Annotated in this window: 26 protein-coding genes; 11 read left to right on the top strand and 15 right to left on the bottom strand. The window is 67.5% G+C overall.

The annotated features are described in order from the left end of the window. Window positions 1–716: AraC family transcriptional regulator (locus CV103_RS02870; RefSeq protein WP_107393917.1), on the top strand; the 716-nt coding region annotated here is incomplete at its 5' end. Between the two features lie 36 nt (window positions 717–752). Here the strand turns inward: CV103_RS02870 and CV103_RS02865 are convergent. Genes CV103_RS02865 through CV103_RS02855 form a run of 3 tightly spaced genes read right to left on the bottom strand, consistent with a single transcriptional unit; the run spans window position 753 to window position 2,665 of the window. Further along, window positions 753–1,220: an OsmC family protein gene (locus CV103_RS02865; RefSeq protein ID WP_107393916.1), complete on the bottom strand. Its 468-nt coding sequence runs from the start codon at window positions 1,218–1,220 to the stop codon at window positions 753–755. Continuing rightward, window positions 1,213–1,494: a GNAT family N-acetyltransferase gene (locus CV103_RS02860; RefSeq protein ID WP_070934343.1), complete on the bottom strand. Its 282-nt coding sequence runs from the start codon at window positions 1,492–1,494 to the stop codon at window positions 1,213–1,215. The genes CV103_RS02865 and CV103_RS02860 overlap by 8 nt, the downstream gene beginning before the upstream one ends. Before the next feature lie 22 nt (window positions 1,495–1,516). Next, a complete protein-coding gene (locus tag CV103_RS02855) occupies window positions 1,517–2,665 on the bottom strand; it encodes a DUF3667 domain-containing protein (protein WP_015457577.1) in 1,149 nt (382 codons plus the stop codon). Window positions 2,666–2,725: 60 nt separating this feature from the next. Here CV103_RS02855 and CV103_RS02850 point away from each other — a divergent pair, with 60 nt between their 5' ends. The 10 genes from CV103_RS02850 (at window position 2,726) to CV103_RS02805 (ending at window position 10,205) form a co-directional block, all read left to right on the top strand. Then, on the top strand, window positions 2,726–4,036 hold the full coding sequence (locus tag CV103_RS02850) for a glutamate-5-semialdehyde dehydrogenase (protein ID WP_211314337.1): 1,311 nt from the start codon (window positions 2,726–2,728) through the stop codon (window positions 4,034–4,036). Continuing rightward, window positions 4,000–4,677, top strand: a complete 678-nt coding sequence (locus tag CV103_RS02845; RefSeq protein ID WP_107393915.1) for a nicotinate-nucleotide adenylyltransferase — start codon at window positions 4,000–4,002, stop codon at window positions 4,675–4,677. Before CV103_RS02850 ends, CV103_RS02845 begins: the two co-directional genes overlap by 37 nt. An 8-nt stretch (window positions 4,678–4,685) precedes the next feature. Continuing rightward, entirely contained in the window at window positions 4,686–5,078 is a 393-nt protein-coding gene (gene rsfS / locus CV103_RS02840) for a ribosome silencing factor (RefSeq protein ID WP_015457580.1), read from the top strand. A 4-nt stretch (window positions 5,079–5,082) separates the two neighbouring features. After that, entirely contained in the window at window positions 5,083–5,505 is a 423-nt protein-coding gene (locus CV103_RS02835) for a 23S rRNA (pseudouridine(1915)-N(3))-methyltransferase RlmH (RefSeq protein WP_015457581.1), read from the top strand. Between the two features lie 10 nt (window positions 5,506–5,515). Continuing rightward, complete coding sequence (locus tag CV103_RS02830; protein WP_107393914.1) at window positions 5,516–6,706, top strand: murein hydrolase activator EnvC family protein; 1,191 nt, start codon at window positions 5,516–5,518, stop codon at window positions 6,704–6,706. Between the two features lie 165 nt (window positions 6,707–6,871). After that, window positions 6,872–8,251 (top strand): S41 family peptidase, encoded by a 1,380-nt coding sequence (locus CV103_RS02825; RefSeq protein WP_107393918.1) that lies wholly within the window; start codon window positions 6,872–6,874, stop codon window positions 8,249–8,251. 78 nt (window positions 8,252–8,329) lie between these two features. Then, entirely contained in the window at window positions 8,330–8,791 is a 462-nt protein-coding gene (locus CV103_RS02820; protein ID WP_107393913.1) for a disulfide bond formation protein B, read from the top strand. Beyond that, window positions 8,770–9,312, top strand: a complete 543-nt coding sequence (locus CV103_RS02815) for a demethoxyubiquinone hydroxylase family protein (RefSeq protein ID WP_070934348.1) — start codon at window positions 8,770–8,772, stop codon at window positions 9,310–9,312. Before CV103_RS02820 ends, CV103_RS02815 begins: the two co-directional genes overlap by 22 nt. A 54-nt stretch (window positions 9,313–9,366) precedes the next feature. Beyond that, a complete protein-coding gene (locus CV103_RS02810; RefSeq protein ID WP_107393912.1) occupies window positions 9,367–9,756 on the top strand; it encodes a hypothetical protein in 390 nt (129 codons plus the stop codon). 38 nt (window positions 9,757–9,794) lie between these two features. Then, window positions 9,795–10,205: a hypothetical protein gene (locus tag CV103_RS02805; protein ID WP_107393911.1), complete on the top strand. Its 411-nt coding sequence runs from the start codon at window positions 9,795–9,797 to the stop codon at window positions 10,203–10,205. 13 nt (window positions 10,206–10,218) lie between these two features. Here CV103_RS02805 and CV103_RS22035 read toward each other — a convergent pair whose 3' ends face one another. From CV103_RS22035 to pyrH, 12 genes are all read right to left on the bottom strand, one after another. After that, window positions 10,219–10,407 carry a hypothetical protein gene (locus CV103_RS22035; protein WP_139181734.1) on the bottom strand — a complete coding sequence of 63 codons (189 nt, stop codon included), beginning with the start codon at window positions 10,405–10,407 and terminating at the stop codon, window positions 10,219–10,221. A 102-nt stretch (window positions 10,408–10,509) separates the two neighbouring features. Beyond that, window positions 10,510–10,875: a VanZ family protein gene (locus CV103_RS02800; protein WP_070934349.1), complete on the bottom strand. Its 366-nt coding sequence runs from the start codon at window positions 10,873–10,875 to the stop codon at window positions 10,510–10,512. A gap of 113 nt (window positions 10,876–10,988) precedes the next feature. After that, window positions 10,989–11,219, bottom strand: a complete 231-nt coding sequence (gene rpmE, locus CV103_RS02795; protein ID WP_015457589.1) for a 50S ribosomal protein L31 — start codon at window positions 11,217–11,219, stop codon at window positions 10,989–10,991. Between the two features lie 168 nt (window positions 11,220–11,387). Continuing rightward, entirely contained in the window at window positions 11,388–11,879 is a 492-nt protein-coding gene (gene fabZ / locus CV103_RS02790) for a 3-hydroxyacyl-ACP dehydratase FabZ (protein WP_015457590.1), read from the bottom strand. Between the two features lie 4 nt (window positions 11,880–11,883). Next, on the bottom strand, window positions 11,884–12,456 hold the full coding sequence (locus CV103_RS02785; RefSeq protein WP_015457591.1) for an OmpH family outer membrane protein: 573 nt from the start codon (window positions 12,454–12,456) through the stop codon (window positions 11,884–11,886). After that, a complete protein-coding gene (gene bamA / locus CV103_RS02780) occupies window positions 12,456–15,140 on the bottom strand; it encodes an outer membrane protein assembly factor BamA (protein WP_070934350.1) in 2,685 nt (894 codons plus the stop codon). Before bamA ends, CV103_RS02785 begins: the two co-directional genes overlap by 1 nt. 133 nt (window positions 15,141–15,273) lie before the next feature. Further along, the gene (rseP, locus tag CV103_RS02775) at window positions 15,274–16,413 is read right to left on the bottom strand and encodes an RIP metalloprotease RseP (protein ID WP_107393910.1); all 1,140 of its coding nucleotides are present in this window, start codon (window positions 16,411–16,413) and stop codon (window positions 15,274–15,276) included. Further along, entirely contained in the window at window positions 16,410–17,576 is a 1,167-nt protein-coding gene (locus CV103_RS02770; RefSeq protein WP_041864782.1) for a 1-deoxy-D-xylulose-5-phosphate reductoisomerase, read from the bottom strand. Before CV103_RS02770 ends, rseP begins: the two co-directional genes overlap by 4 nt. After that, a complete protein-coding gene (locus CV103_RS02765; protein ID WP_070934353.1) occupies window positions 17,567–18,388 on the bottom strand; it encodes a phosphatidate cytidylyltransferase in 822 nt (273 codons plus the stop codon). Before CV103_RS02765 ends, CV103_RS02770 begins: the two co-directional genes overlap by 10 nt. Continuing rightward, window positions 18,385–19,128 carry an isoprenyl transferase gene (locus CV103_RS02760; protein WP_015457596.1) on the bottom strand — a complete coding sequence of 248 codons (744 nt, stop codon included), beginning with the start codon at window positions 19,126–19,128 and terminating at the stop codon, window positions 18,385–18,387. The genes CV103_RS02765 and CV103_RS02760 overlap by 4 nt, the downstream gene beginning before the upstream one ends. Beyond that, entirely contained in the window at window positions 19,125–19,682 is a 558-nt protein-coding gene (frr, locus tag CV103_RS02755; RefSeq protein WP_015457597.1) for a ribosome recycling factor, read from the bottom strand. The genes CV103_RS02760 and frr overlap by 4 nt, the downstream gene beginning before the upstream one ends. Window positions 19,683–19,685: 3 nt before the next feature. Further along, a complete protein-coding gene (gene pyrH / locus CV103_RS02750; protein ID WP_015457598.1) occupies window positions 19,686–20,408 on the bottom strand; it encodes a UMP kinase in 723 nt (240 codons plus the stop codon). Between the last annotated feature and the right edge of the window lie 184 nt (window positions 20,409–20,592).

Below are 20,592 nucleotides of genomic sequence, written 5' to 3'. Positions count from 1 at the left end.
CCTACGATCAGACCAGACAACCGATCCTACCGGCCATCATAGTCGCCGCTCAACCGGCCATCGTAGTTGTCGCCGCGCACCCCGATCGCCCTTATGTCGCGCTCAGCCTCACGCTCGATCGGGAGGCGCTGGCCGCGCTGCTGCCGGATGCCCCGCCCGCGTCCGGCGGCCGCACCGCCGGCTTCGCCGTCAGCCCGGTCACGCCGCACCTGCTCGATGCCTGCCTCCGGCTGCTCGCCCTGCTCGATACGCCGGAGGATGCCGCCGTCCTCGCGCCCCTGCACGAACGCGAAATCCTCTATCGCCTGCTCCGGGGCCCGCAGGGCGGCGTGCTGCGGCAGATCGCCCAGGCGGACAGCCGCCTGTCGCAGGTCCGCCAGGCGATCGCCTGGATCAGGGAGCATTTCGACGAGCCGCTCCGCGTCGAGGCGCTGGCCGAGATCGCCGGCATGAGCCCCGCTTCCTTCCACCGCCATTTCAAGGCCGCCACGGCGATGAGCCCGCTGCAATATCAGAAGGTGCTCCGCCTGCAGGAAGCGCGGCGGCTGCTCGTCATCAGCGCGGATGCGACGCGCGCCGCCTACCGGGTCGGCTACGAAAGCGCCTCGCAGTTCAGCCGCGAATATGCCCGCATGTTCGGCGTCCCGCCCTCGCGCGATGCGGAGCGGCTGCGCGGCGCCGGCATCGGCCTGCCGGAAATCAGCAGCGCGGCCTGATCCCGATCACCCGGCCCCCGATCAGCCGGCCCCCAATCAGCCGGCCAGCGTCTCGATCGCGGACCTGTTCTCCAGCGTCCGGTGGACGGGGCATTTGGCGGCCACGTCCAGCAGGCGCGTGCGCTGCTCGCCGGTCAGCGCATCGCCACGGATGCGCACGGTCTTGCGGAAAACGTCCGTCTTGCCCGGCCGGCCTTCCACGGCCGCCTTCTCGTGCGTCACGTCGGTCTCGATATGGTCGACGGGCCATTGCTGCTGCCGGGCGAACCAGCGCACCGTCATCGTCGTGCATTCGCCCAGCGCCGCCGCCAGCATCTGATAGGGCGACGGGCCGAGGTCGGCACCGCCCATCGCCACCGGCTCGTCGCCGATCAGGCTATGCCCGCCGGTCTCGATCCGCACCGCGAACGGGCTCGCGCCCGTCTCGCTCACAGTCACTTCCACCTTGTCGCTCATGCCGCTCTCCCCGCCCGTGCCGCGCCCTTCCTGGGCCCGCTCATCCATCGACGATATCCGAATATTCGGGGTGGCCGGCATAAAAGCGGCTCATGAAGCTGCACTTCAGCACGGCCTTGCGCCCGCTCGCGCGGATCGCATCGAACACGCCGGTCGCCAGCTTCGTGCCGATCCCCTGCCCCGAATATTCGAACGGCACCTCGGTATGGGTCAGCACCACCCGGCCTTCCTCGTCGATGCGGTAATAGGCCGCCGCCACATTGTCGCCGTCCAGCGCCAGTTCGAACCGGTGCTGCGCCGGATTGTCGATCACCGAAGCCATCTGCGTCTCCCGTCCGCCTTCCTCAATGCCCCGTCACGCCCATCGCCAGCAGCAGCAGCAGGAAGAGGGTCGCCGCGAAGGTCGCGGAAAACAGCAGGAAGCAGGTCCGCCACAGCGCGCTGAACCAGCCGAGCGAATAGGCGCCCTTCAGCTGGCGATACATGTGCCATGGCGGAAAGAAGGTCATGAATATGATGATCGCGGTCGCCGGCAGGATCAGCGCGGCGAAGCTCATCGTCACCATCATCAGCGTCATCGCCGCCAGCGAATATATGGCGAAGATGGCATGATCGTAGAGGCCGAACTGCCAGCGCCAGGCGAACATCAGCCAGATGAAGGGCAGCGATATCGGGATCAGCGCCCAGGAGAATTTATAGGCGGAGGATTGCAGCTTGTAGAGCAATAGCGCCGGATTTTTCGATGCTTTCTCAATGCCTTCGTCCAATGCGGGCCAGCCGGTGTTCGCGTTGATCCCGGAATGGGTCGGCTCGGCAACCGGTGCCTTGGCACTATCCTTGCCGGCCAGGGCGGCCTGCTCGGCCACCCGGCCGGTCATGAGGTTGGTCACCGCCAGCTCACGCTGCAGATCGGCGATTTGCCGGTCCAGCGCGCGGGTGTTGTCGCCCGCCGCCTTCAGCTCGTCGCGGGCGGCCTGCAATTCTTTCAAGCGGATGGCAGACCTGTCATTCTCGCTGCCGATCTCGCGCTGGGCCTCCTGCAGCCCGCTCGCCACCTCCTCCACCGTATGCCCGCTCGCGCCGCGGATCGGCAGGCCGACCCAGGAGAACACCGCCACCATCAGGAATACGGAAAACAGGAAGAGTGCCAGCGGCGACACGAATTTCGCCCGCTCGCCCAATATGTAGCGCCGGGTCAGCTCCCCCGGCCGCCAGAACAACAGCGGCAGCGTGCCCCACATCTTCCCTTCGAAATGGAACACGCCGTGGGCGATATCGTGCACCAGCGCCATCACCGTGCGGTGCAGGTGCGCCGCCTGCCCGCAATTCTGGCAGAAATGGCCCGCAAGCGGCGTGCCGCAGTTCAGGCAGGCGCTTTCGTGGGTGTGGCCGTCATCGGTGGCGCGGCGGCCCCCAAGCCGCTCGCCCTCGATCGCATGAGCCGCAAGGGCTCCGGTCGCGACATTCGCCGCTGCTTCGAATTCTCCGGTCATGTGCCCAGGATAGCGGCGTGACCGTGGCGAAGCGAGGGGCGACGTGATAGGGCTCCGGCCATGACAGACGCCGCCACCCTCGTTTCGTCCACCGCTACGTCCGCCACGGATGCGCCCGTCCCGGATGCGGAGGCGCTGATCCTGGATATGGGCCGCCGCGCCCGCGCCGCCGCCGCGGTGCTGGCCCGCACGCCGACCGCGGTGAAGGCCGGTGCGCTCCGCGCCGCCGCCGCCGCTCTGCGCGCGGACGAGGCCGGGATTCTCGCCGCTAATGCCGCCGATATGGCGCGCGGCCGAGAAAACGGCCTGTCGCCCGCCCTGCTCGATCGGCTGAGGCTCGATCCCGCGCGGCTGGAAGGCGTCGCCGCCGGGCTGGAGGCGGTGGCCGCCCTTGCCGATCCAATCGGCCAGGTCGTCGATCGCGCCGCGCGACCCAACGGCCTGGAATTGAGCCGGGTGCGCGTGCCGCTGGGCGTCGTCGGCATCATCTACGAAAGCCGCCCCAACGTCACTGCCGATGCCGGGGCGCTCTGCCTGATGGCCGGCAACGCCGCGATCCTGCGCGGCGGATCGGAAGCGATCCAAAGCAGCCGGGCGATCCACGCCGCCCTTATCGAAGGGCTCCGCGCCGCCGGCCTGCCCGAGGACGCGCTTCAGCTCGTCCCCGTCACCGATCGCGCGGCCGTGGGCGCGATGCTCAAGGCCGCCGGCCTTATCGACATCATCGTGCCGCGCGGCGGCAAATCGCTGGTCGCGCGCGTCCAGGCCGAGGCGCGCGTGCCCGTGCTCGCCCATCTCGACGGCATCAACCACACCTATATCGATGCCGCCGCCGATCCCGCGAAGGCGGTGGCGCTGGCCGTCAACGCCAAGATGCGCCGCACCGGCGTTTGCGGCGCGACCGAAACGCTGCTGATCGACCGCGCCTTCCCCGAGGGCGCGGCCGTGGTGAAGGCCCTGCTCGATGCCGGCTGCGAACTGCGCGGAACCCCGGAAATCCAGACCCTCGATCCCCGGATCCTGCCGGCGGGGGACGAGGATTGGGATACCGAGTATCTCGACGCCATCTGCGCGGTCCGGGCCGTTTCAGGGGCGGACGAGGCGATCGGCCATATCGCCGCCCACGCTTCCCACCACACGGACGCGATCGTCACCGAGGATGCCGCCACCGCCGAACGCTTCCTGGCGGAAGTCGATTCGGCGATCGTGATGTGGAACGCCTCCACCCAGTTCGCCGATGGCGGCGAATTCGGCCTGGGCGCGGAAATCGGCATCTCCACTGGCCGTCTCCATGCACGTGGGCCGGTCGCGCTCGAAGGGCTCACGACCTATAAATGGGTGGTGCGCGGCACGGGACAGCTCCGCCCTTGAGCCATCGCAGAAGGGCGACCGGCCTGCTCGGCGGGTCGTTCAATCCCGCCCATCGCGCCCATCGCCGCATCACCCTTGCCGCCATCGAGGCGCTGGGGCTGGACGAGGCATGGTGGCTGGTTTCCCCTGGCAACCCGCTGAAAGATGGCGCGCCCGACATGGCCCCCCTGTCGGCCCGCATCGCCAGCGCCCGCGCCATGGCCCGGCGCGCGCCGATCCGCGTCACCGCGATCGAGCGGCGGCTGGGCACCCGCTACACCGCAGAGACGCTGGAAAAGCTCGTCCGCCTCTACCCCGATCGCCGCTTCATCTGGTTGATGGGATCGGACAATCTCGTCCAGTTCCACCGCTGGCGGGACTGGCGCAGGATCGCGCGGACGGTTCCGATTGCCGTAATCGCCCGTCCGGGTTATGATGGGGCCGCTCACGCTACGAGGGCGATGGGCTGGCTGCGGCGTTTCGTCCGGCCCGCAAGCCAGGCGAGAAACTGGACGACGTGGAGACCGCCGGCGCTCGTGCTGCTGCGCTTTCGCCCAGATCCCGGTTCCGCCACGCGCTTGCGGGCTGAAGACCCGCTTTGGTTTCACGCATATCATCAACAGGCCCTGCGCGACCCCGTGACGCGCCGGTGCATCGACTAGGAGGCCCTTTGCCCGCCAGTACCGCCGCCCTTCGGGGCACCAACGAACCCGAGCCGTCGGCCGCGCTTCACCAGCTCGTGCTCCGCTCGCTCGACGACGACCAGGCCGTCGAGACCGTAACCATCCCGCTTGCCGGCAAGAGCAGCATCGCCGATCACATGGTGATCGCGAGCGGCCGTTCGTCGCGCCAGGTGGCATCGATGGCGCAGAAGCTCGCCGATCGCATCAAGCAGGAAACCGGCCGCATCGCCCGTATCGAAGGGCTGCCGACGGCGGACTGGGTGCTGATCGACGCGGGCGACGTGATCGTCCACCTGTTCCGCCCCGAAGTCCGCAGCTTCTACAATCTCGAACGCATGTGGGGTTTCGAGGAGGAACGCCGCCCGGCCGGCGAAGCCTGAGGCGTTGCTGCTCCACATCGTCGCGCGGGGCAAGATCGGCCGCAGCCCCGAGGCGGAGCTCGTCGATCGCTATCTGAAGCGGATCGCCTGGCCGACCCGCGTTACCGAGCTGCCCGACAAGGGCGGCCGCGCACCCGTGCTGGACAATGATTCCATCCTCGTGGCGCTGGACGAGAAAGGCCAGCAACTGCCCTCGCTGGCGTTCGCGGAAAAGCTGGGCCGCTGGCGGGACGACGGCCGGCGCGAGGCCCGCTTCCTGATCGGCGCGGCCGACGGGCTGGAACCCGCCGATCGCGAACGCGCCGATCTGCTGCTGGCCTTCGGCGCCGCCACCTGGCCGCACATGCTGGCCAGGGCGATGCTGGCCGAACAATTGTGGCGGGCGACCAGCATCCTGGCCGGCCACCCCTATCATCGCGAAGGCTGAGCGCATCGCAATGGCCCGCCCCCTGCTAATCGCCGCGACCATCGCCACCGGCGCCGTGGCGGGCCTGGCGATCGCGCGGGTGCCCACGGCGGCCGAGATTTCGGCCGATCAGATCCGCCGCCAGGCCGATGCCGCCGCCGCCCGCGCGGCGGGGCTGGAGGAACAGGCCGCCCGCGCCGCAGAGGACGCCGCCCGCACCCGCGCTGCGGAAGCCGCCGTCGCCAGCCGCGTGATCGCCGCCGAGGCGGAGATCGCCGCCGCTGAGAAGCGGATGGGCGACGTGGCCGCGCTCCGCGCCCGCCAGCGCGCGCGGCTCGCCGAGCAGCAGGCCCCGATAGTCCGGCTCACGGCCGCGTTGCAGACGATGGCGCGCCGGCCGACCGCGCTCGCCTTCGTCCAGCCCGGCTCCATCGCCGATGTCGTCCATGTCCGCGCGCTGCTCGATGCACAGGTGCCGGCAATCCGCGATCGCACCGCCGGGCTCCGGCGGGAGGTCGCCCACGGCCTCGCCCTCCAGCGCGAGGCCGATCAGGCGGCCGCCAGTCTGCGCGACAGCCGCGATCGGCTGCAGGCCGAACGCGCGGAGCTCGCCCGGCTCGAAACCCGGCACCGCATCCGCGCCCAGGCGCTCACCGATGATTCGCTCGCCCAGTCCGATCGGGCGATGGCGCTGGGCGAAAAGGCCCGCACCGTCGCCGACCTGATGGAGCGCCTCGACAGCCAGTCGCGCACGCGCGATCGGCTGGCCGCGCTCCCCGGCCCGGTCCTCCGCCCGCTCGTTCCGGGCCAGGCGGCGGCCCCACCCGCCGAGCCCGCGCCCGAAGGCCCGCTCAACCTCGCTTATCGCCTGCCCGTTACCGGCAAGCTGGTGCGCGGCCTCGGCGAGATTTCGGACGCCGGCGTCCGCGCCCGCGGGCTCACCATCGGCGCCAGGGCCGATGCGCTTGTGGTCGCGCCGGCGCGTGGCCGGATCGCCTATGCCGGCCCCTTCCGGGGCTATGACAATATCGTCATCATCGAACATGGCGGCGGCTGGACCAGCCTTGTCACCGGCCTCGCCGCGCTCAACGCCAGGGTGGGCGAGGCGGTGGACCAGGGCAGCCCGATCGGCCGCGCCCATGGCGGCGCCGGCGGCGTGACGGTCGAGCTGCGCCGCGCCGGCCAGCCCATCGATATCGTTCCGCTGCTGGGGCGGGGCTGATGGCACGCCCCGCACCCCGCCTCCCCTACCCCCTCATCCCGTTCACCGCATCTTCATCGCCGGTGATCGACCATGCCCCCGCCCAGGCTTTTCATCCGGCAGCCTTGTTGCCGGAGAGGGAAAGGCTGTAACGTGGTGGCAATATCCAGCGAAGGCACCCTGTCGATGGCCAGATTATTGTTGCGTTCCGCCTTGCTCGTCAGCGCTGTTGCGCTGGTTCCCACCGTCACGTCGGCATTGGCGGCCGCCGATGCGGAAACTTTCCGCGAAATGGATCAGTTCATGAGCGTTTTCGATCGCGTGCGATCGGAATATGTCGACAAGGTTGACGACAAGACGCTGATCAAGGGCGCGATCGACGGCATGCTCGCCAGCCTCGATCCGCACAGCTCCTATCTCGATTCGCGCGACTATCAGAATCTGCGCACGCAGACGGACGGCGCTTATGGCGGCCTGGGTCTGACGGTCTCGATGGAGGACGGCGCGGTCAAGATCATCGCGCCGACCGAGGATACGCCTGCCTACAAGGCCGGGCTCAAGTCGGGCGACTATATCACTCATCTGGACGGCAAGCTGATCTACGGCGGCACGCTGGACGAAGCGGTCGATCAGATGCGCGGCAAGCCGGGCACGCAGGTGAAGCTAACCATCGTCCGCCCGGGCCGCGACAAGCCCTTCGACGTGACGCTGACGCGCGAGGTCATCACCCTGAAGCCCGTCAAGTGGGAGGTGAAGGACAAGGTCGGCATCGTCAACATCAACACCTTCAACAAGCAGACCGGCGAAGCGGTGCGCGCGGCGCTGGTGTCGATCGACAAGGCGGTCGGCGGCCAGCCGCTCGGCTATGTCGTCGATCTCCGCTCCAACCCCGGCGGCCTGCTGGATCAGGCGATCGAGGTTTCGGACGCCTTCCTCGATCGCGGCGAGATCGTCTCCCAGCGCGGCCGGGAGAAGAGCGATATCGAACGCTGGTATGCCCGCCCCGGCGATTTCGCCCATGGCCTGCCCGTGATCGTCCTGATCGACGCGGGATCGGCCTCGGCGGCCGAAATCGTGGCCGGCGCGCTCCAGGATCACCGGCGCGGCCTGGTGATGGGCGAACGCAGCTTCGGCAAGGGATCGGTGCAGACGCTGCTGCCGCTGACCGAGGATACCGCGCTCAGGCTCACCACCGCGCGCTATTTCACGCCGTCGGGCCGCTCGGTGCAGGAAGGCGGCATCCAGCCGGATATCCGCGTGCCACAGCTCACCGATCCCGATTACAAGGATCGTCCGCGCCTGCGCGAGGCCGATCTGCGCCGCCACCTCATCAACGAGGCGAAGCTCGACGAAAGCGTGCTGGAGGACGACACCAAGGCCGATCCCCGTTTCCAGCTGACGGCCATCCAGCTTGAGAAGCAGGGCGTTTCGGACTTCCAGCTCGATTATGCGGTGAAGACCCTCGCCCGCCTCGGCGGTGCGCCTGCAACCGCCGCCGCCGCGACCACCAGCGCCGCGGCCAAGGGCACCGTAACAGCGGGCGCCGGCCCCAAGGGCGGCCGCTAAACCTCTCGTCCGGCTCCCCTCCCGGCCCGGAAGGCCGCGTGAGGGGAGCCGCAATCCCAAGGGATCTCCGCCCTCCCCATGACCAGATTCGCCACGGCCCGCCTGCTCGCCCTCCTGATCCCCACGGCGCTGATGGCGGGCGCGCTGGGATCGCAGTTCATCGGCGGCCTCTATCCGTGCGAGATGTGCCACTGGCAGCGCTGGCCGCATTATGCGGCGATCGCGATCGCGCTCCTCGCCTTTCTCGTCCGCCCCGCCGCGCGGCCGCTCATTATCCTGGCGGCGCTGGCGATCATGGCCAGCGGCGCGATCGGCGTCTTTCACGCCGGGGTCGAATATGGCTGGTGGGAAGGGCTCACCCGCTGCAGCACGATCGGCAATTCGGGCGATGTCCTCGCCGATATCATGGCGGCGCCGATGGTCCGTTGCGATGAGGTGCAATGGTCGCTGTTCGGAATTTCTCTCGCCGGATGGAATGCGATCGTTTCGCTTGCCGGCGGAGCGACTATATTGGCCCTATGCCTGAAACGCCCCCGCTGATGCCGATCGACGAAAAAGCCCGCGCCTCGATGCTGCGGGTCGACCAGGCCGGTGAATATGGCGCGACCCGCATCTATGCCGGGCAACTTGCGGTGATGGGCGATCATGCGCCGGGCAGCCGCCTGATCGCGCGCATGGCCCTGCAGGAGGAACGCCACCGCGCCCGCTTCGATGCGATGATCGCCGAACGCGGCGTGCGGCCGACCGCGCTCCAGCCGCTGTGGAACGTCGCGGGCTTCGCGCTGGGCGCGGCGACGGCGCTGATCGGCCCCAAGGCCGCGATGGCCTGCACCGCGGCGATCGAGACGGAGATCGACCGCCATTATGGCGAGCAGCTCGAACGGATCGGCACCGGCGACCCCGAACTCAGCGAGGCCATCGCCGATTTCCGGGCCGAGGAGGTCGAGCATCGCGAGATCGCGCTGGCCGAAGGCGCGGAGGAAGCGCCCGCTTATCCCCTGCTCTCCGGCGCCATCCGTCTCGGCTGCCGGGCCGCGATAGCGCTTTCGAAGCGGATTTGACGCATCCCTGCCCCTGGTTCAGACGTTGGGGCAGGACAATATAGGATCGGCACGATGAAGACCGTGATCGCCAGCCTCGCTTTCGTGATCGCCGCGTCGGCGGCCATGCCCTTCGACGTCGCGCAGGCGCAGCGATCCGAAAGGGTGCTGACCATCTACGGCAACGACAAATGCCCCACCAGCAATGGCGAGGAAATCGTCGTCTGCCGCCGCCTCGACGAAAATGAGCGGTATCGCATTCCCAAGGACCTCCGCGATTCCGAACTCACGGGCAACGATGCCTGGAATGAGCGCGCGCGCAGCTTCGAATATGTCGGCCGCTCCGGCGCCCAGAGCTGCTCGCCGGTCGGCAGCGGCGGCGCATCGGGCTGCATGCGCGAAATGTTCCGCAAGGCGCGGGACGAGCGCGCCGCCAATGGCGAGAAGACCGGCGTCCCCTTCTGAACCGGCCGCACCCCTCCCGATCCTTGAGGACAGACCATATGCGCAGCACCATCCGCCTCGGCCTGGTCACGTTGGGCTTGCTGGGCACGCTGCCTGCCTACGCCCAGGACGCGACAACCGGAACCCCGCCGGAAAAAGTCTCCTCGCTGGTCGTCTATGGCGACGATCCCTGCCCGCGCAGCACCAGCGACGAGATCGTCGTGTGCGGGCGCGAGCCGGAAAGCGAACGCTATCGCGTGCCCAAGCGCTTCAGGGGCAAGAAGGCCGAGCCCGCCCAGCAAAGCTGGTCCAACACGGTGCGCCAGCTCGAATGGGTCAGCCGCGCGGGCACGCCCAACAGCTGCTCGCCAGTCGGCAGCGGCGGCGCCACCGGCTGCTATCAGATGTTCATGCGCCAGGCGCGCGCGGAACGCGAACAGGCCCGGCAGGAAGCAGCCGACATTCCCTGACGGCCGTGCGACATCAGCCCTGGTGGCAGGGCCGCCGATCGCTCCATATCACGACATAATCGTCCGGCACTCGTGTCCAGCGGCCGTCCGGCCGCCGGATCAGCGGTTCGGCGCACGCCCGGCAGCGATCGAAGAACAGCCCGTCATTCCACACGCCGGGCGTCTCGCTGCGATGCAGCCCCAATCGGCATAATAAGGACATGGCGACCCCCTTGTCCCCGCCGATCGATGCCATCCCCACGGCGCCGCCGACGGTCCGTTTTCCTGCTTATATCTTTATGGTTAAGATATTCGCTACGGCAGATCAATCGGTGGGCGCGCGATAAGCGGGCAGCAGGCGGATCGCAGCGATCATGCCGAGGCCGAACAGGATCGCCGCGCAATCGGCCAGGAAATCCATGGCGTTGGCATCCCGGTGCAGCATCGGGATCGCCTGGGTGATTTCGATCGCGGCACCCACCCCCGCCAGCCCCAGCCCGGTCCGCCACAGGGCGCGGCGCGGCCAGCCCAGCCCCGCCAGCAGCGCCAGGGTGAAGAAGGCGATCATATGTTCGATCTTGTCGGAAGCGGCGATGTGCGGCGCTTCGGCCTGCGGCATGATCGCCGCGCCATAGGCGAAGATCAGCGCCGCCCAGAATAGCGGCCGCGCGAGGCGTTCGATCAGGGCCATGCGGCCGGTCTCATCCGAACGGGAAAGAAAATGGCACCTTCAGGCGGCGCCGGGGCGCCGTCGCGCCCGATATGGCAGAACGGCGGAGCCTCGTGGCTCCGCCGCCCATGCGATCACTTCTTGCCGAGCGTGAGGCCGCCGAAGCGCTTATTGAAGCGCGCGACCTGGCCGCCGGAATCCAGCAGGGTCGACTTGCCGCCGGTCCATGCCGGGTGGACGGTCGGATCGATGTCGAGCTGCAGCGTATCGCCCGCATTGCCCCAGACCGAACGGGTCTCGAAGACGGTTCCATCCGTCATCTGGACCTTGATCATGTGGTAGTCGGGGTGAATGTCCTTCTTCATCATTTCGCTCCTGAAATGGCTGGTTTCCGACCAGCCTGGGCAATGAAGGCGCGGCCATAGCGGCAGATGCCGCGATTGACAAGGCGCGCTTGCCCGTCGTCCCGAATGAAAGAGGCGGCCCCGCCATGCGGAACCGCCCCTTCATGATCCTGCGTTTCGCCGGAGGATTCAGGCCGCCGGCGGGTCCGCGATCATGGCGGTGAAGTTCGCCTGCGCGGCGACCTTGCCGTCCACCAGCGCCCGGCCCGCGAACTTGCAGACCGTCGCGCGCTTCTGCACGAACTCGACCTCGAGGCGCAGCAGCACGCCCGGCTCCACCGGCACGCGGAACTTCGCCTCGTCGATCGCCATGAAATAGACGAGCTTGCCGGAACCGGCGAGGCCCAGCGATTCCACCGCCAGCACGCCTGCCGCCTGCGCCAGCGCCTCGACGATCAGCACGCCCGGCATGATCGGCCGGCCGGGGAAATGGCCCTGGAAGAAGGGCTCGTTGATCGTCACCGCCTTGATCGCCGCGATCGACCGGTCGGGGATCAGCTCCTCGACGCGATCGACCAGTAGCATCGGATAGCGGTGGGGCAGCGCCGCCAGCACCCGCCGGATATCCAGCGGGCCGCGATTCCCGGCCGCGTCGCCAGCCACGTCCGTCGTCTCGCTCACCGGATCAGCGGCTCGCGGGCGCAGGCGCGGCCGGCGCCGTCGTGTTGACGCTCGGCAGCTGCGAGTTGAGCTGCGTCATCACGTCGTTGGTCACGTCCAGCCCGGCGGAGGCCGCCAGCGTGGCGCCGGTGTCGACCGCGATGTTGGCGCCGCGCGCCTGCATCACCTGGGTGACGATCGGGTTCAGCTTCTCGGTGATCTGCTGGGCGACATAGGCGCGGTTGCGCTGGAACTGCTGCTGGCGCTGCTGCAGCTGCTGGTTGGCCTGCTGCTCCTTGGTCTGGAGCGCCTGGATACGCTGCTGCAGCGCGGCGTCGGGCGCCTTGCCGCCGGCCGCCTTGGAAATCGCTTCCGCTTCGGTGCGGATCGGGGCGCCCAGCGATTCCTGCAGCTGCTGCAGCTGCTGCGCCTGGCTCTGAAGCTGGGTCTGCGCCGCCTTGCAGGCATTGCATTCCGCATAGATCTTCTGGGTGTCGACGGTGACGATCACCGCCCCCGGAACCTTCTGGGCCTGAGCCACGCCCGGAAGGGCGGCAATCGCGGCAAGCAGAACGGCCGCCTTGGAAATGGTCTTCATCAGAATTGAGTCCCTACGTTGAAGGTGATGAGCTTTGTATCGTCGCCGTCACGCTTGACCAGCGCCTTGGCGATATCGATGCGGAACGGCCCGAAGGGCGAATTCCAGTTGACCCCGAATCCGACGGAAACGCGAGGCTTCCAGGTATCGCCCAGGAACTTCTCGTCCCATGGACCATAGGAATTGGTCGCGGCATTGTTGGGAACACTGCCTACGCAAGTACCGGCGTCGTTCTTCTGGCCGGTGACGCAGGTCGTATACGTGCCGGCATTCGTCTGCCCCTCCGGGATCAGATATAGCGGATTGCCAGAGCTATCCCGCACCGGCCGCGTCACGGGGTCGAGCTTGCCATCGCCATCCGTGTCCTCGAACGTAGCCGTCGGCAACGGCTTCTTGACGCCGAAAACCGAACCGACGTCAAGGAAGATGGACGGACGCAACCCCATCTCGCGCGCACCCGAACCAAGCGGAATTTCAAGTTCAGCGCGCGACATATAGTAATAACGGCCGCCCAGCGCGTCGTCATACATCTGGTCACGGTTGGTGATCGGCTTGCCATCCGCATCGTAAGGGATGCGCAGCACGCGGGGACCGATACCGCGGATCGCGAAGCCCCGCATCTGCGGCTCGCCCAGGAAGAAGCGATCGGTCAGCCGCACCGCGTCCACGCCCGGCCCCGGGCTGCTCTGCAACGGCAGGATCGCGCCGCCTTCGACGCCCAGCGAGAAGATGAAGCCGCTGCCGACATTCCAATATTTGTCGGCATCGATGCGTGAGCGGACATAACGCACGCTGCCGCCGAGGCCCGCGACATCCTGGCTGAACACAACGCGCTGGCCCCGGCTGGGACGAACGCGGTTGTTCAGATTGTCGAAGACAAGGCTGTAGCCGACGGAGGAGGTCGTCCGCTTGCCCAGCGCATCGCAGAGATAGCGGCCTGCGAGCAGCGGATCGCAGACCAGTTCGCCCTGGGAGTTCACCATGTAGAATGTGTTCTTGTCGAGCGAGACGTCGTCGAAGCTCAGGCCGTAACGCAGCGCTAGGCTGACATATTCGGTCAGTGGCACGCCCGCGCGCACCTGGAAGCCGGTGGTCGTCTGCTCGTAGGTGGTCCGGCGATCGTTGCCGTAATAGTTGAACGAGTTGTAATCGCGCCGAAACACGTCGAAGCCGAGCGCGATATTCTTGTCCATCAGATAGGGTTCGGTGAAACCCAACTCGATCGACTTGGAATAGGTCGAATAATTGACACCGGCGCGGACTTCCTGGCCCTTGCCCATGAAGTTACGCTCACGGATCGAAAGATCGACGATGAACTTCTCGAGGCTCGAGAAGCCGGCCGAGACCTGCAGCTCGCCGGTCGATTTCTCCTCGACATTCGCTTCCAGCACCACGCGGTCGGGTGCCGACCCGGGCTTCTGCTCGATCTCCAGCTTTTCCTGGAAATAGCCGAGCGACTGGATGCGATCGCGCGAGCGCTTGACGCGGAAGCTGTTGAACGCATCGCCTTCCGAAAGGCGGAACTCGCGGCGCACCACCTTGTCCTTGGTGTGCGTGTTGCCGTTGATCGCGATGTCCTCGACATAGACGCGCGGCGCATCGTTCACCTTGAAGGTGACCGACATGGTGAGCTTGTCCTTGTCGCGCACGAAATCGGGGCGGACGTCGGGGGTGAAGCCCAAGAGGCCGGTGGTCTCGGTGATGGCGTCGACGGTATCTTCCACCGTCTTGGCGTTGTACCAGTCGCCCTTGCGGATGCGGATCAGTGCCTTCAGCGTGTCCGGCTTGATGTCGCGGATCTCGCTCTCGGCGTCGATATCGCCGAACTTGTAGCGATCGCCCTCCTCGATCACATAGGTGATGATGAAATCGCGCTTGTCCGGCGTCAGCTCGGCAACGGCGGAGATCACGCGGAAATCGGCATAGCCCTGGGTCAGGTAGAACTGGCGCAGCTTCTGCTGGTCATAGGCCAGGCGATCGGGATCATAGCTGTCGTTGGAGGAGAATATCCGCCAGAAGCGCGAGGCCTTGGTCGCCATCTCGCCTTCCAGTTCGCCGGCCGAGAAATGCTGGTTGCCGATGATGTTGATCTGGCGGACCTTGGATTTCGCGCCCTCGTTGATCTCGAACACGATATCGACGCGGTTCTGGTCGAGTTGCACCATCTTCGGCTCGACGGTGGCGGCGAAACGGCCCTGCCGGCGATAGAGCTCGATGATGCGCGCCACGTCGGCGCGCGCCTTGGAACGAGTGAAGATCTGGCGCGGCGCCAGCCGGATCTCCGGCCGGATCTTCTCTTCCTTCAGGCGCTTATTGCCTTCCAGGACGATGCGGTTGATCACCGGGTTCTCGCGCACCTGGATGGTCAGCGCGCCGTGATCGTCGCGGATCTGGACGTCGGCGAACAATTCGGTAGCGTAAAGGTCCTTCAGCGCCTGGTCCAGCGTCTCGCGCGTATAGGGGTCGCCCGGCTTCAGCTTGATGTAGGAGCGGACGGTATCCGGCTCCAGCCGCTGCGATCCGGCGACGGCGATGGTCCGCACCACACCGCTGCCCGGCAATGCCGCGGCCGCCGGCGCCGACGCCGCGGGCGCCGCATCCTGTGCATATGCGGCGGCGACGGGCATTCCGCCCAAAATCGTTCCCACCAGCAGCAGCGGTCCCATCCGCCGGAGCGAGTTCATGGCTTGCCGTTCGCCCCCGATGGTCCGTGCCTTCATTGCCGTCACGCGTACCCGCCCTTGTCCCAACTGGTCTTCAAATCAGGCGCCCCCCAAAAGGTACGCCGGTCCCGCCGCCTGCCCTGCCCGATCGATGTCAGCCGATCAACCCGGCAAGCCTTTGCCACACCCCAAAAGACGCCAGGTCGTTGACGGTGACGAAGATCATGAAAGCCAGCAGCACCGCCAGCCCCGTCCTGAAAGCCCACTCCTGGATCGCGGGATTCAGCGGCCGCCGAACCACTCCCTCGACCGTGTAGAACAACAAATGGCCACCATCCAGCAATGGAATTGGCAACAAGTTGATGAATCCCAGATTAATCGAAATCATCGTCATGAAGAGGATGAAATCGAACCATCCGAGCGTCGCCTGCTGCCCGGAAATCTGGGCGATCTTCAACGGCCCGCCCAGTTCCTTCACCGAACGCCGCCCGGTGATCACCTGGCCCAGCGTATCCACCATCATGCGGACGATATTGCCCGTCTGCTCGATGGCGGCGCCCGGCAGGCGCCAGAAGGGCACCTCAACCCACACCGGCTGACCGGGGCTGATGCCGAGCAGGCCACGCCGGAATTCGTTGCCGAAGCGATCGCGCTCCACCTCCACGCCGATCGTGGCGCTGAGCGAAAGCGGCCGCCCGTCGCGCACCACCTCCAGCCCCAGCCGCTCGCCGGGCCGGATCGCGACGATCGCGGGAATATCCTCGAATCGCTCGATCCGCTGGCCGCTGACCGTGGTGATCCTGTCGCCGGGGCGCAGCCCCGCTGCTTCCGCCGCCGATCCCGCCTGCACCGTCGCCACCAGGGCGGGCGTGCGCGCCTGCCCGTTCACCGCAAACACCGCCATGAACACCAGGATGGCGAACAGGAAATTGGTGAGCGGCCCGGCCGCGACGATGATGAAGCGCTGCCACAAGGGCTTGGCCTGGAAGGTCCGCGCCCGTTCCTCGGCCGGCATCGCCAGCCATTCGGCGGTGGGATTGTGGGCGCTGGCCGGGTTCATATCGCCGGCGAAGCGCACATAACCGCCCAAGGGCAGCGCCGCCACGCGCCAGCGCGTGCCGCGCCGGTCGGTCCAGCCGAAAAGCTCGCGCCCGAATCCGATCGAGAAAGCCTCCGCCTTCACGCCGAAAATCCGGCCGGCGAAATAATGGCCAAGCTCGTGAATGAAGATCAGCGGCCCGATGACGAGAAGAAAAGCTATAATCGTCAGCGGGATGCCGGGGGTCTCTATCACGCGGCCTTCTCCTCCATCATTGCCGTCGCGAGCCTGCGCGCCTCAGCATCGATCGCGAATACCTCATCGAGGCTGGTAGGCGACGATGGATCATAACTGTCCAGAACTTTCGCCACGATTGCGGCAATATCGAGGAAAGCGATGCGCCGCCCGAGAAATGCGGCCACCGCTTGCTCGTTCGCGGCGTTCAGAATGGCCGGCCGGGCGCCGCCCGCCTCCACGGCGGCGCGGGCGAGCGCCAGTGCGGGGAAACGCACCGGGTCCGGCGCCTCGAAGCTCAGCGATCCGATGCGGGCCAGGTCCAGCCGCTCGGCAGGCGCCGCCATCCGCTGCGGCCAGGCGAGCGCGTGGGCGATCGGCGTGCGCATGTCGGGCGTGCCGAGCTGCGCCAGCGTCGATCCATCGACATATTCCACCATCGAATGGATCACCGATTGCGGGTGGACCAATATGTCGATCCGCTCATGCCCGACGGGGAACAGGTGGTGGGCCTCGATCAGTTCCAGCCCCTTGTTCATCATCGTCGCCGAATCGATCGAAATCTTGGCGCCCATCGACCAGTTGGGGTGTTTCACCGCGCGTTCGGGCGTCACCCCTGCCATCTCGGCCGGGCTCCAGGTGCGGAACGGCCCGCCGCTCGCGGTCAGGATGATGCGACGCACCTTGTCCAGCCGGTCGCGATCCAGGCACTGGAAGATGGCGTTATGCTCGGAATCGACCGGCAGCAGCGTCGCGCCATGGGTGCGCGCCGCCAGCGTCATCAGGTCGCCGGCGGAAACCAGCGATTCCTTGTTGGCCAGCGCCACGGTCGCGCCGCGCTTCAGCGCCGCCATCACCGGCTTGAGGCCGGCGCAGCCGACGATCGCGGCCATCGTCCAGTCGGCATCGCGCGCGGCCGCCTCGATCAGCGCGCCTTCGCCCGCCCCGGTCTCGATCCCGGTGCCGGCCAGCGCCTCCGCCAGCGCCGCGCCCAGCGCCGCATCGCCGATGGCCGCGAAGCGCGCCCGCGTCCGCCGCGCGGCGTCGGCCAGGCCCTTCACGTCGCTATGCGCCGTCAGCGCCACGACCTCGAAGGCGTCGCGGTTGCGATCGATCAGGTCCAGCGTGGAGGTGCCGACCGATCCGGTCGCGCCCAATATGCTGACGGTGCGCATCACAGCCATCCCCGGATCACCAGCCCCGCCACGATCACCGCCACCGGCACCAGCCCGTCCAGCCGGTCCATCACGCCGCCATGGCCCGGCAGCAGCCGTCCGCTATCCTTGGCGCCCACCCGGCGCTTCAGCCAGCTTTCGAACAGGTCGCCGATCTGCGCGGCCACCGCCAGCGTCGTCGCGAAATAGACGGCGATCCACGAAAGCCCGAAGAATATCGCCATGACCAGGCTCAGAAGCTCGGCCGCGATCACGCCGCCGATCAGGCCCGCCCAGGTCTTGTTGGGGCTGATGCGCGGCGCGAGCTTCGGCCCGCCGATCCCGCGCCCGGCGAAATAGGCGCCGATATCGGTCGCCCACACCAGGGCCATCGCCCACAGCGTCAGCAGCAGGCCCCGTTCCTCGCGCAGGTAGATCAGCGCCAGCGCCGGCAGCCCGGCATAGAGGATGCCCGCCGCCAGCCCGACGCGCCGGGTGAGCAGCGCACCCAGCGCGAACAGCAGCACCAGCACCATGGCCATGGTCACGACGCCGCCGCCCGGCCAGATCGTAGCCGGCACGATCCCCACCAGGCCGGGGCCGAACTGGCCGGCGGCGCCATTGGCGATCAGCAGGGTCTGGACGAGGAACAGGGCCAGCAGCACCAGCATCACCCGCGTCCGCCAGCGGTCGGCCCGCAGCAGCCCGGCCCATTCGCCGATCATCAGCAGGCCCGCCGCCGATGCGAGCAGGCCGAACCAGATGCCGCCAGCCCACAGCGCCCCCAATGCGACGGCGATCATCACGATCCCGGCCAGCACGCGCTGCGTCAGTTCGGTCATAGCCCTCCGAAACGTCTCTCGCGCCGGCCATAATCGGCGACGGCCGCGAACAATGCTTCCCGCCCGAAATCCGGCCACAGCGTATCGACGAACAGCAGCTCGGCATAGGCAGCCTGCCACAGCAGGAAGTTGGAAAGCCGCCGCTCACCGGACGTGCGGATCAGCAGGTCGGGCGGCGGCAGTTCCCGCGTGTCCAGCCGCGCGTCCAGCGTTTCCGCATCGATCGCCGCCGGGTCGATCCGGCCGGCCAGAGCATCCTCGGCCAGCGCGCGGGCAGCGCGGACGATCTCGTCCTGCGCGCCGTAATTGAGCGCGATCACCAGTGTCATCGCCCGGTTGCCCGCCGTCCGCTCGATCGCGTCGTCCAGCAGGCGGGCAAGCTCCGGGCCGAACCGCCGATATTCGCCGATCACGCGCAGGCGCACGCCGTTGGCGGCCAGTTCCTCGATCTCGCCCAGCAGATAATGGCGCAGCAGGCCCTTGAGGTCGGAAACCTCCTCCTCCGGCCGGCGCCAGTTCTCGGACGAGAAGGCGTAGAGCGTCAGCACCTCGATGCCCAGCTCGCGCGCGGCGCGGATGGTGGCGCGCACCGCTTCGGCGCCCTTGCGGTGGCCGGCGACGCGCGGCAGGTGCCGGGCCTTCGCCCAGCGGCCATTGCCGTCCATGATGATGGCGACGTGGCGGGGAAGCCCGGCGCCGCCGTCGCTCGCCCGCAGGGTCGAGGCCGAGGCGGCGCTCACTTGCCGAGGATTTCCTTTTCCTTGGCCGCCGCCGCCGCGTCGATCTCGGCGATCGTGCTGTCGGTCAGCTTCTGCACCTCGGTTTCGGCGCGCTTGCGCTCGTCCTCGCTGATCTCGCCCTTCTTCTCGTCGGCCTTCAGCGCGTCATTGCCGTCGCGGCGCACGTTGCGCGCGGCGATGCGGGCCTTTTCGGCATATTGGCCGGCGAGCTTGGCCAGCTCCTTGCGCCGTTCCTCGGTCAGGTCGGGGATCGGCAGGCGCAGCGTCTGGCCGTCGACGATCGGGTTGAGGCCCAGGCCCGCCGAACGGATCGCCTTGTCCACCGGCGTCACGTTGGATTTGTCCCACACCTGCACGGAAATTAGGCGCGGTTCCGGCACGCTGACGGTCGCCACCTGGTTGAGCGGCATCTGCGCGCCATAGACCTCCACGGTCACCGGATCGAGCAGCGAGGTGCTGGCGCGGCCGGTGCGCAGGCCCTGCAAATCCCCCTTCAGCGATTCCACCGCGCCGTGCATCCGGCGTTCCAGGTCGGCCTTGTTATAGGCGGGCATCGATCACACTCCCTCGTTCTGGACGATCGTCGCCACGCCATCGCCCGCCAGCACCCGGGCCAGATTGCCCCGCTCGCGGATGTTGAAGACGACGATCGGAATATTATTGTCGCGGCAGAGCGCCACGGCGCTCGCATCCATCACCTTCAGGTCGTCCGAAAGGACCTTGCTGAAGGTGACGCTGTCATAACGCTTCGCGCCCGGCACCTTCTTCGGATCGGCATCATAGACGCCGTCCACCGAGGTTCCCTTGAACAGCGCGTCGCAATTCATCTCGGCGGCGCGGAGGGCGGCCGCGCTGTCGGTGGTGAAATAGGGGTTTCCGGTGCCGGCCGCGAAGATCACGATCCGGCCCTTTTCCATGTGGCGCTCGGCGCGGCGGCGGATGAAGGGCTCGCACACCGTGTTCATCGGGATGGCCGATTGCACGCGGGTGTCGACGCCGATCTGCTCCAGCGCGTTCTGCACGGCGAGCGCGTTCATCACCGTCGCCAGCATGCCCATATAGTCGGCGCTGGTCCGTTCGAAGCCCTTGGCGGCGGCGGCCAGGCCACGGAAGATATTGCCCCCGCCCACGACCAGGCAGAGCTCATGGTCCTTGGCGACGTCGGCGATCTCCTGGGCGACGCGGGCGACCGTCTCGGGATCGATGCCGAACTGCCCCTGCCCCATCAGCACTTCGCCGGAAAGCTTCAGGAGTATGCGGTTGAAGCGCGGCCGGGTCATCGCCGTGGGATTCTCTCATGCATCAGGAAGGGAAACGGCGCGCACCCTAGAGCCTGATCGTTCGAGATGGAAGCGCTATGCGCTCCCATCGAAGATACGTGAATCATATGTGGACGCCCCCTTGGCAAGGGCATTGTGTCGCGACGGGTTTGATCGGTTGCTTTCATATGTCCGGCCTGTTTGT

The sequence above is a fragment of the Edaphosphingomonas fennica genome (assembly GCF_003034225.1).
GTDB classification, from domain to species: Bacteria; Pseudomonadota; Alphaproteobacteria; order Sphingomonadales; family Sphingomonadaceae; genus Sphingomonas_E; species Sphingomonas_E fennica.
This window is presented reverse-complemented; position numbering and strand designations above follow the sequence as displayed.

Excerpts from the sequence above, each read along its gene's own strand:
- CV103_RS02865 (WP_107393916.1), bottom strand. The coding sequence starts at position 1,220 with ATGGATGAGCGGGCCCAGGAAGGGCGCGGCACGGGCGGGGAGAGCGGC.
- CV103_RS02860 (WP_070934343.1), bottom strand. The coding sequence starts at position 1,494 with ATGGCTTCGGTGATCGACAATCCGGCGCAGCACCGGTTCGAACTGGCG.
- CV103_RS02855 (WP_015457577.1), bottom strand. The coding sequence starts at position 2,665 with ATGACCGGAGAATTCGAAGCAGCGGCGAATGTCGCGACCGGAGCCCTT.
- CV103_RS02850 (WP_211314337.1), top strand. The coding sequence starts at position 2,726 with ATGACAGACGCCGCCACCCTCGTTTCGTCCACCGCTACGTCCGCCACG.
- CV103_RS02845 (WP_107393915.1), top strand. The coding sequence starts at position 4,000 with ATGGGTGGTGCGCGGCACGGGACAGCTCCGCCCTTGAGCCATCGCAGA.
- CV103_RS02830 (WP_107393914.1), top strand. The coding sequence starts at position 5,516 with ATGGCCCGCCCCCTGCTAATCGCCGCGACCATCGCCACCGGCGCCGTG.
- CV103_RS02825 (WP_107393918.1), top strand. The coding sequence starts at position 6,872 with ATGGCCAGATTATTGTTGCGTTCCGCCTTGCTCGTCAGCGCTGTTGCG.
- CV103_RS02820 (WP_107393913.1), top strand. The coding sequence starts at position 8,330 with ATGACCAGATTCGCCACGGCCCGCCTGCTCGCCCTCCTGATCCCCACG.
- CV103_RS02815 (WP_070934348.1), top strand. The coding sequence starts at position 8,770 with ATGCCTGAAACGCCCCCGCTGATGCCGATCGACGAAAAAGCCCGCGCC.
- CV103_RS02810 (WP_107393912.1), top strand. The coding sequence starts at position 9,367 with ATGAAGACCGTGATCGCCAGCCTCGCTTTCGTGATCGCCGCGTCGGCG.
- CV103_RS02805 (WP_107393911.1), top strand. The coding sequence starts at position 9,795 with ATGCGCAGCACCATCCGCCTCGGCCTGGTCACGTTGGGCTTGCTGGGC.
- CV103_RS22035 (WP_139181734.1), bottom strand. The coding sequence starts at position 10,407 with ATGTCCTTATTATGCCGATTGGGGCTGCATCGCAGCGAGACGCCCGGC.
- CV103_RS02800 (WP_070934349.1), bottom strand. The coding sequence starts at position 10,875 with ATGGCCCTGATCGAACGCCTCGCGCGGCCGCTATTCTGGGCGGCGCTG.
- rpmE (WP_015457589.1), bottom strand. The coding sequence starts at position 11,219 with ATGAAGAAGGACATTCACCCCGACTACCACATGATCAAGGTCCAGATG.
- CV103_RS02785 (WP_015457591.1), bottom strand. The coding sequence starts at position 12,456 with ATGAAGACCATTTCCAAGGCGGCCGTTCTGCTTGCCGCGATTGCCGCC.
- bamA (WP_070934350.1), bottom strand. The coding sequence starts at position 15,140 with ATGAACTCGCTCCGGCGGATGGGACCGCTGCTGCTGGTGGGAACGATT.
- CV103_RS02770 (WP_041864782.1), bottom strand. The coding sequence starts at position 17,576 with ATGGCTGTGATGCGCACCGTCAGCATATTGGGCGCGACCGGATCGGTC.
- CV103_RS02765 (WP_070934353.1), bottom strand. The coding sequence starts at position 18,388 with ATGACCGAACTGACGCAGCGCGTGCTGGCCGGGATCGTGATGATCGCC.
- frr (WP_015457597.1), bottom strand. The coding sequence starts at position 19,682 with ATGCCCGCCTATAACAAGGCCGACCTGGAACGCCGGATGCACGGCGCG.
- pyrH (WP_015457598.1), bottom strand. The coding sequence starts at position 20,408 with ATGACCCGGCCGCGCTTCAACCGCATACTCCTGAAGCTTTCCGGCGAA.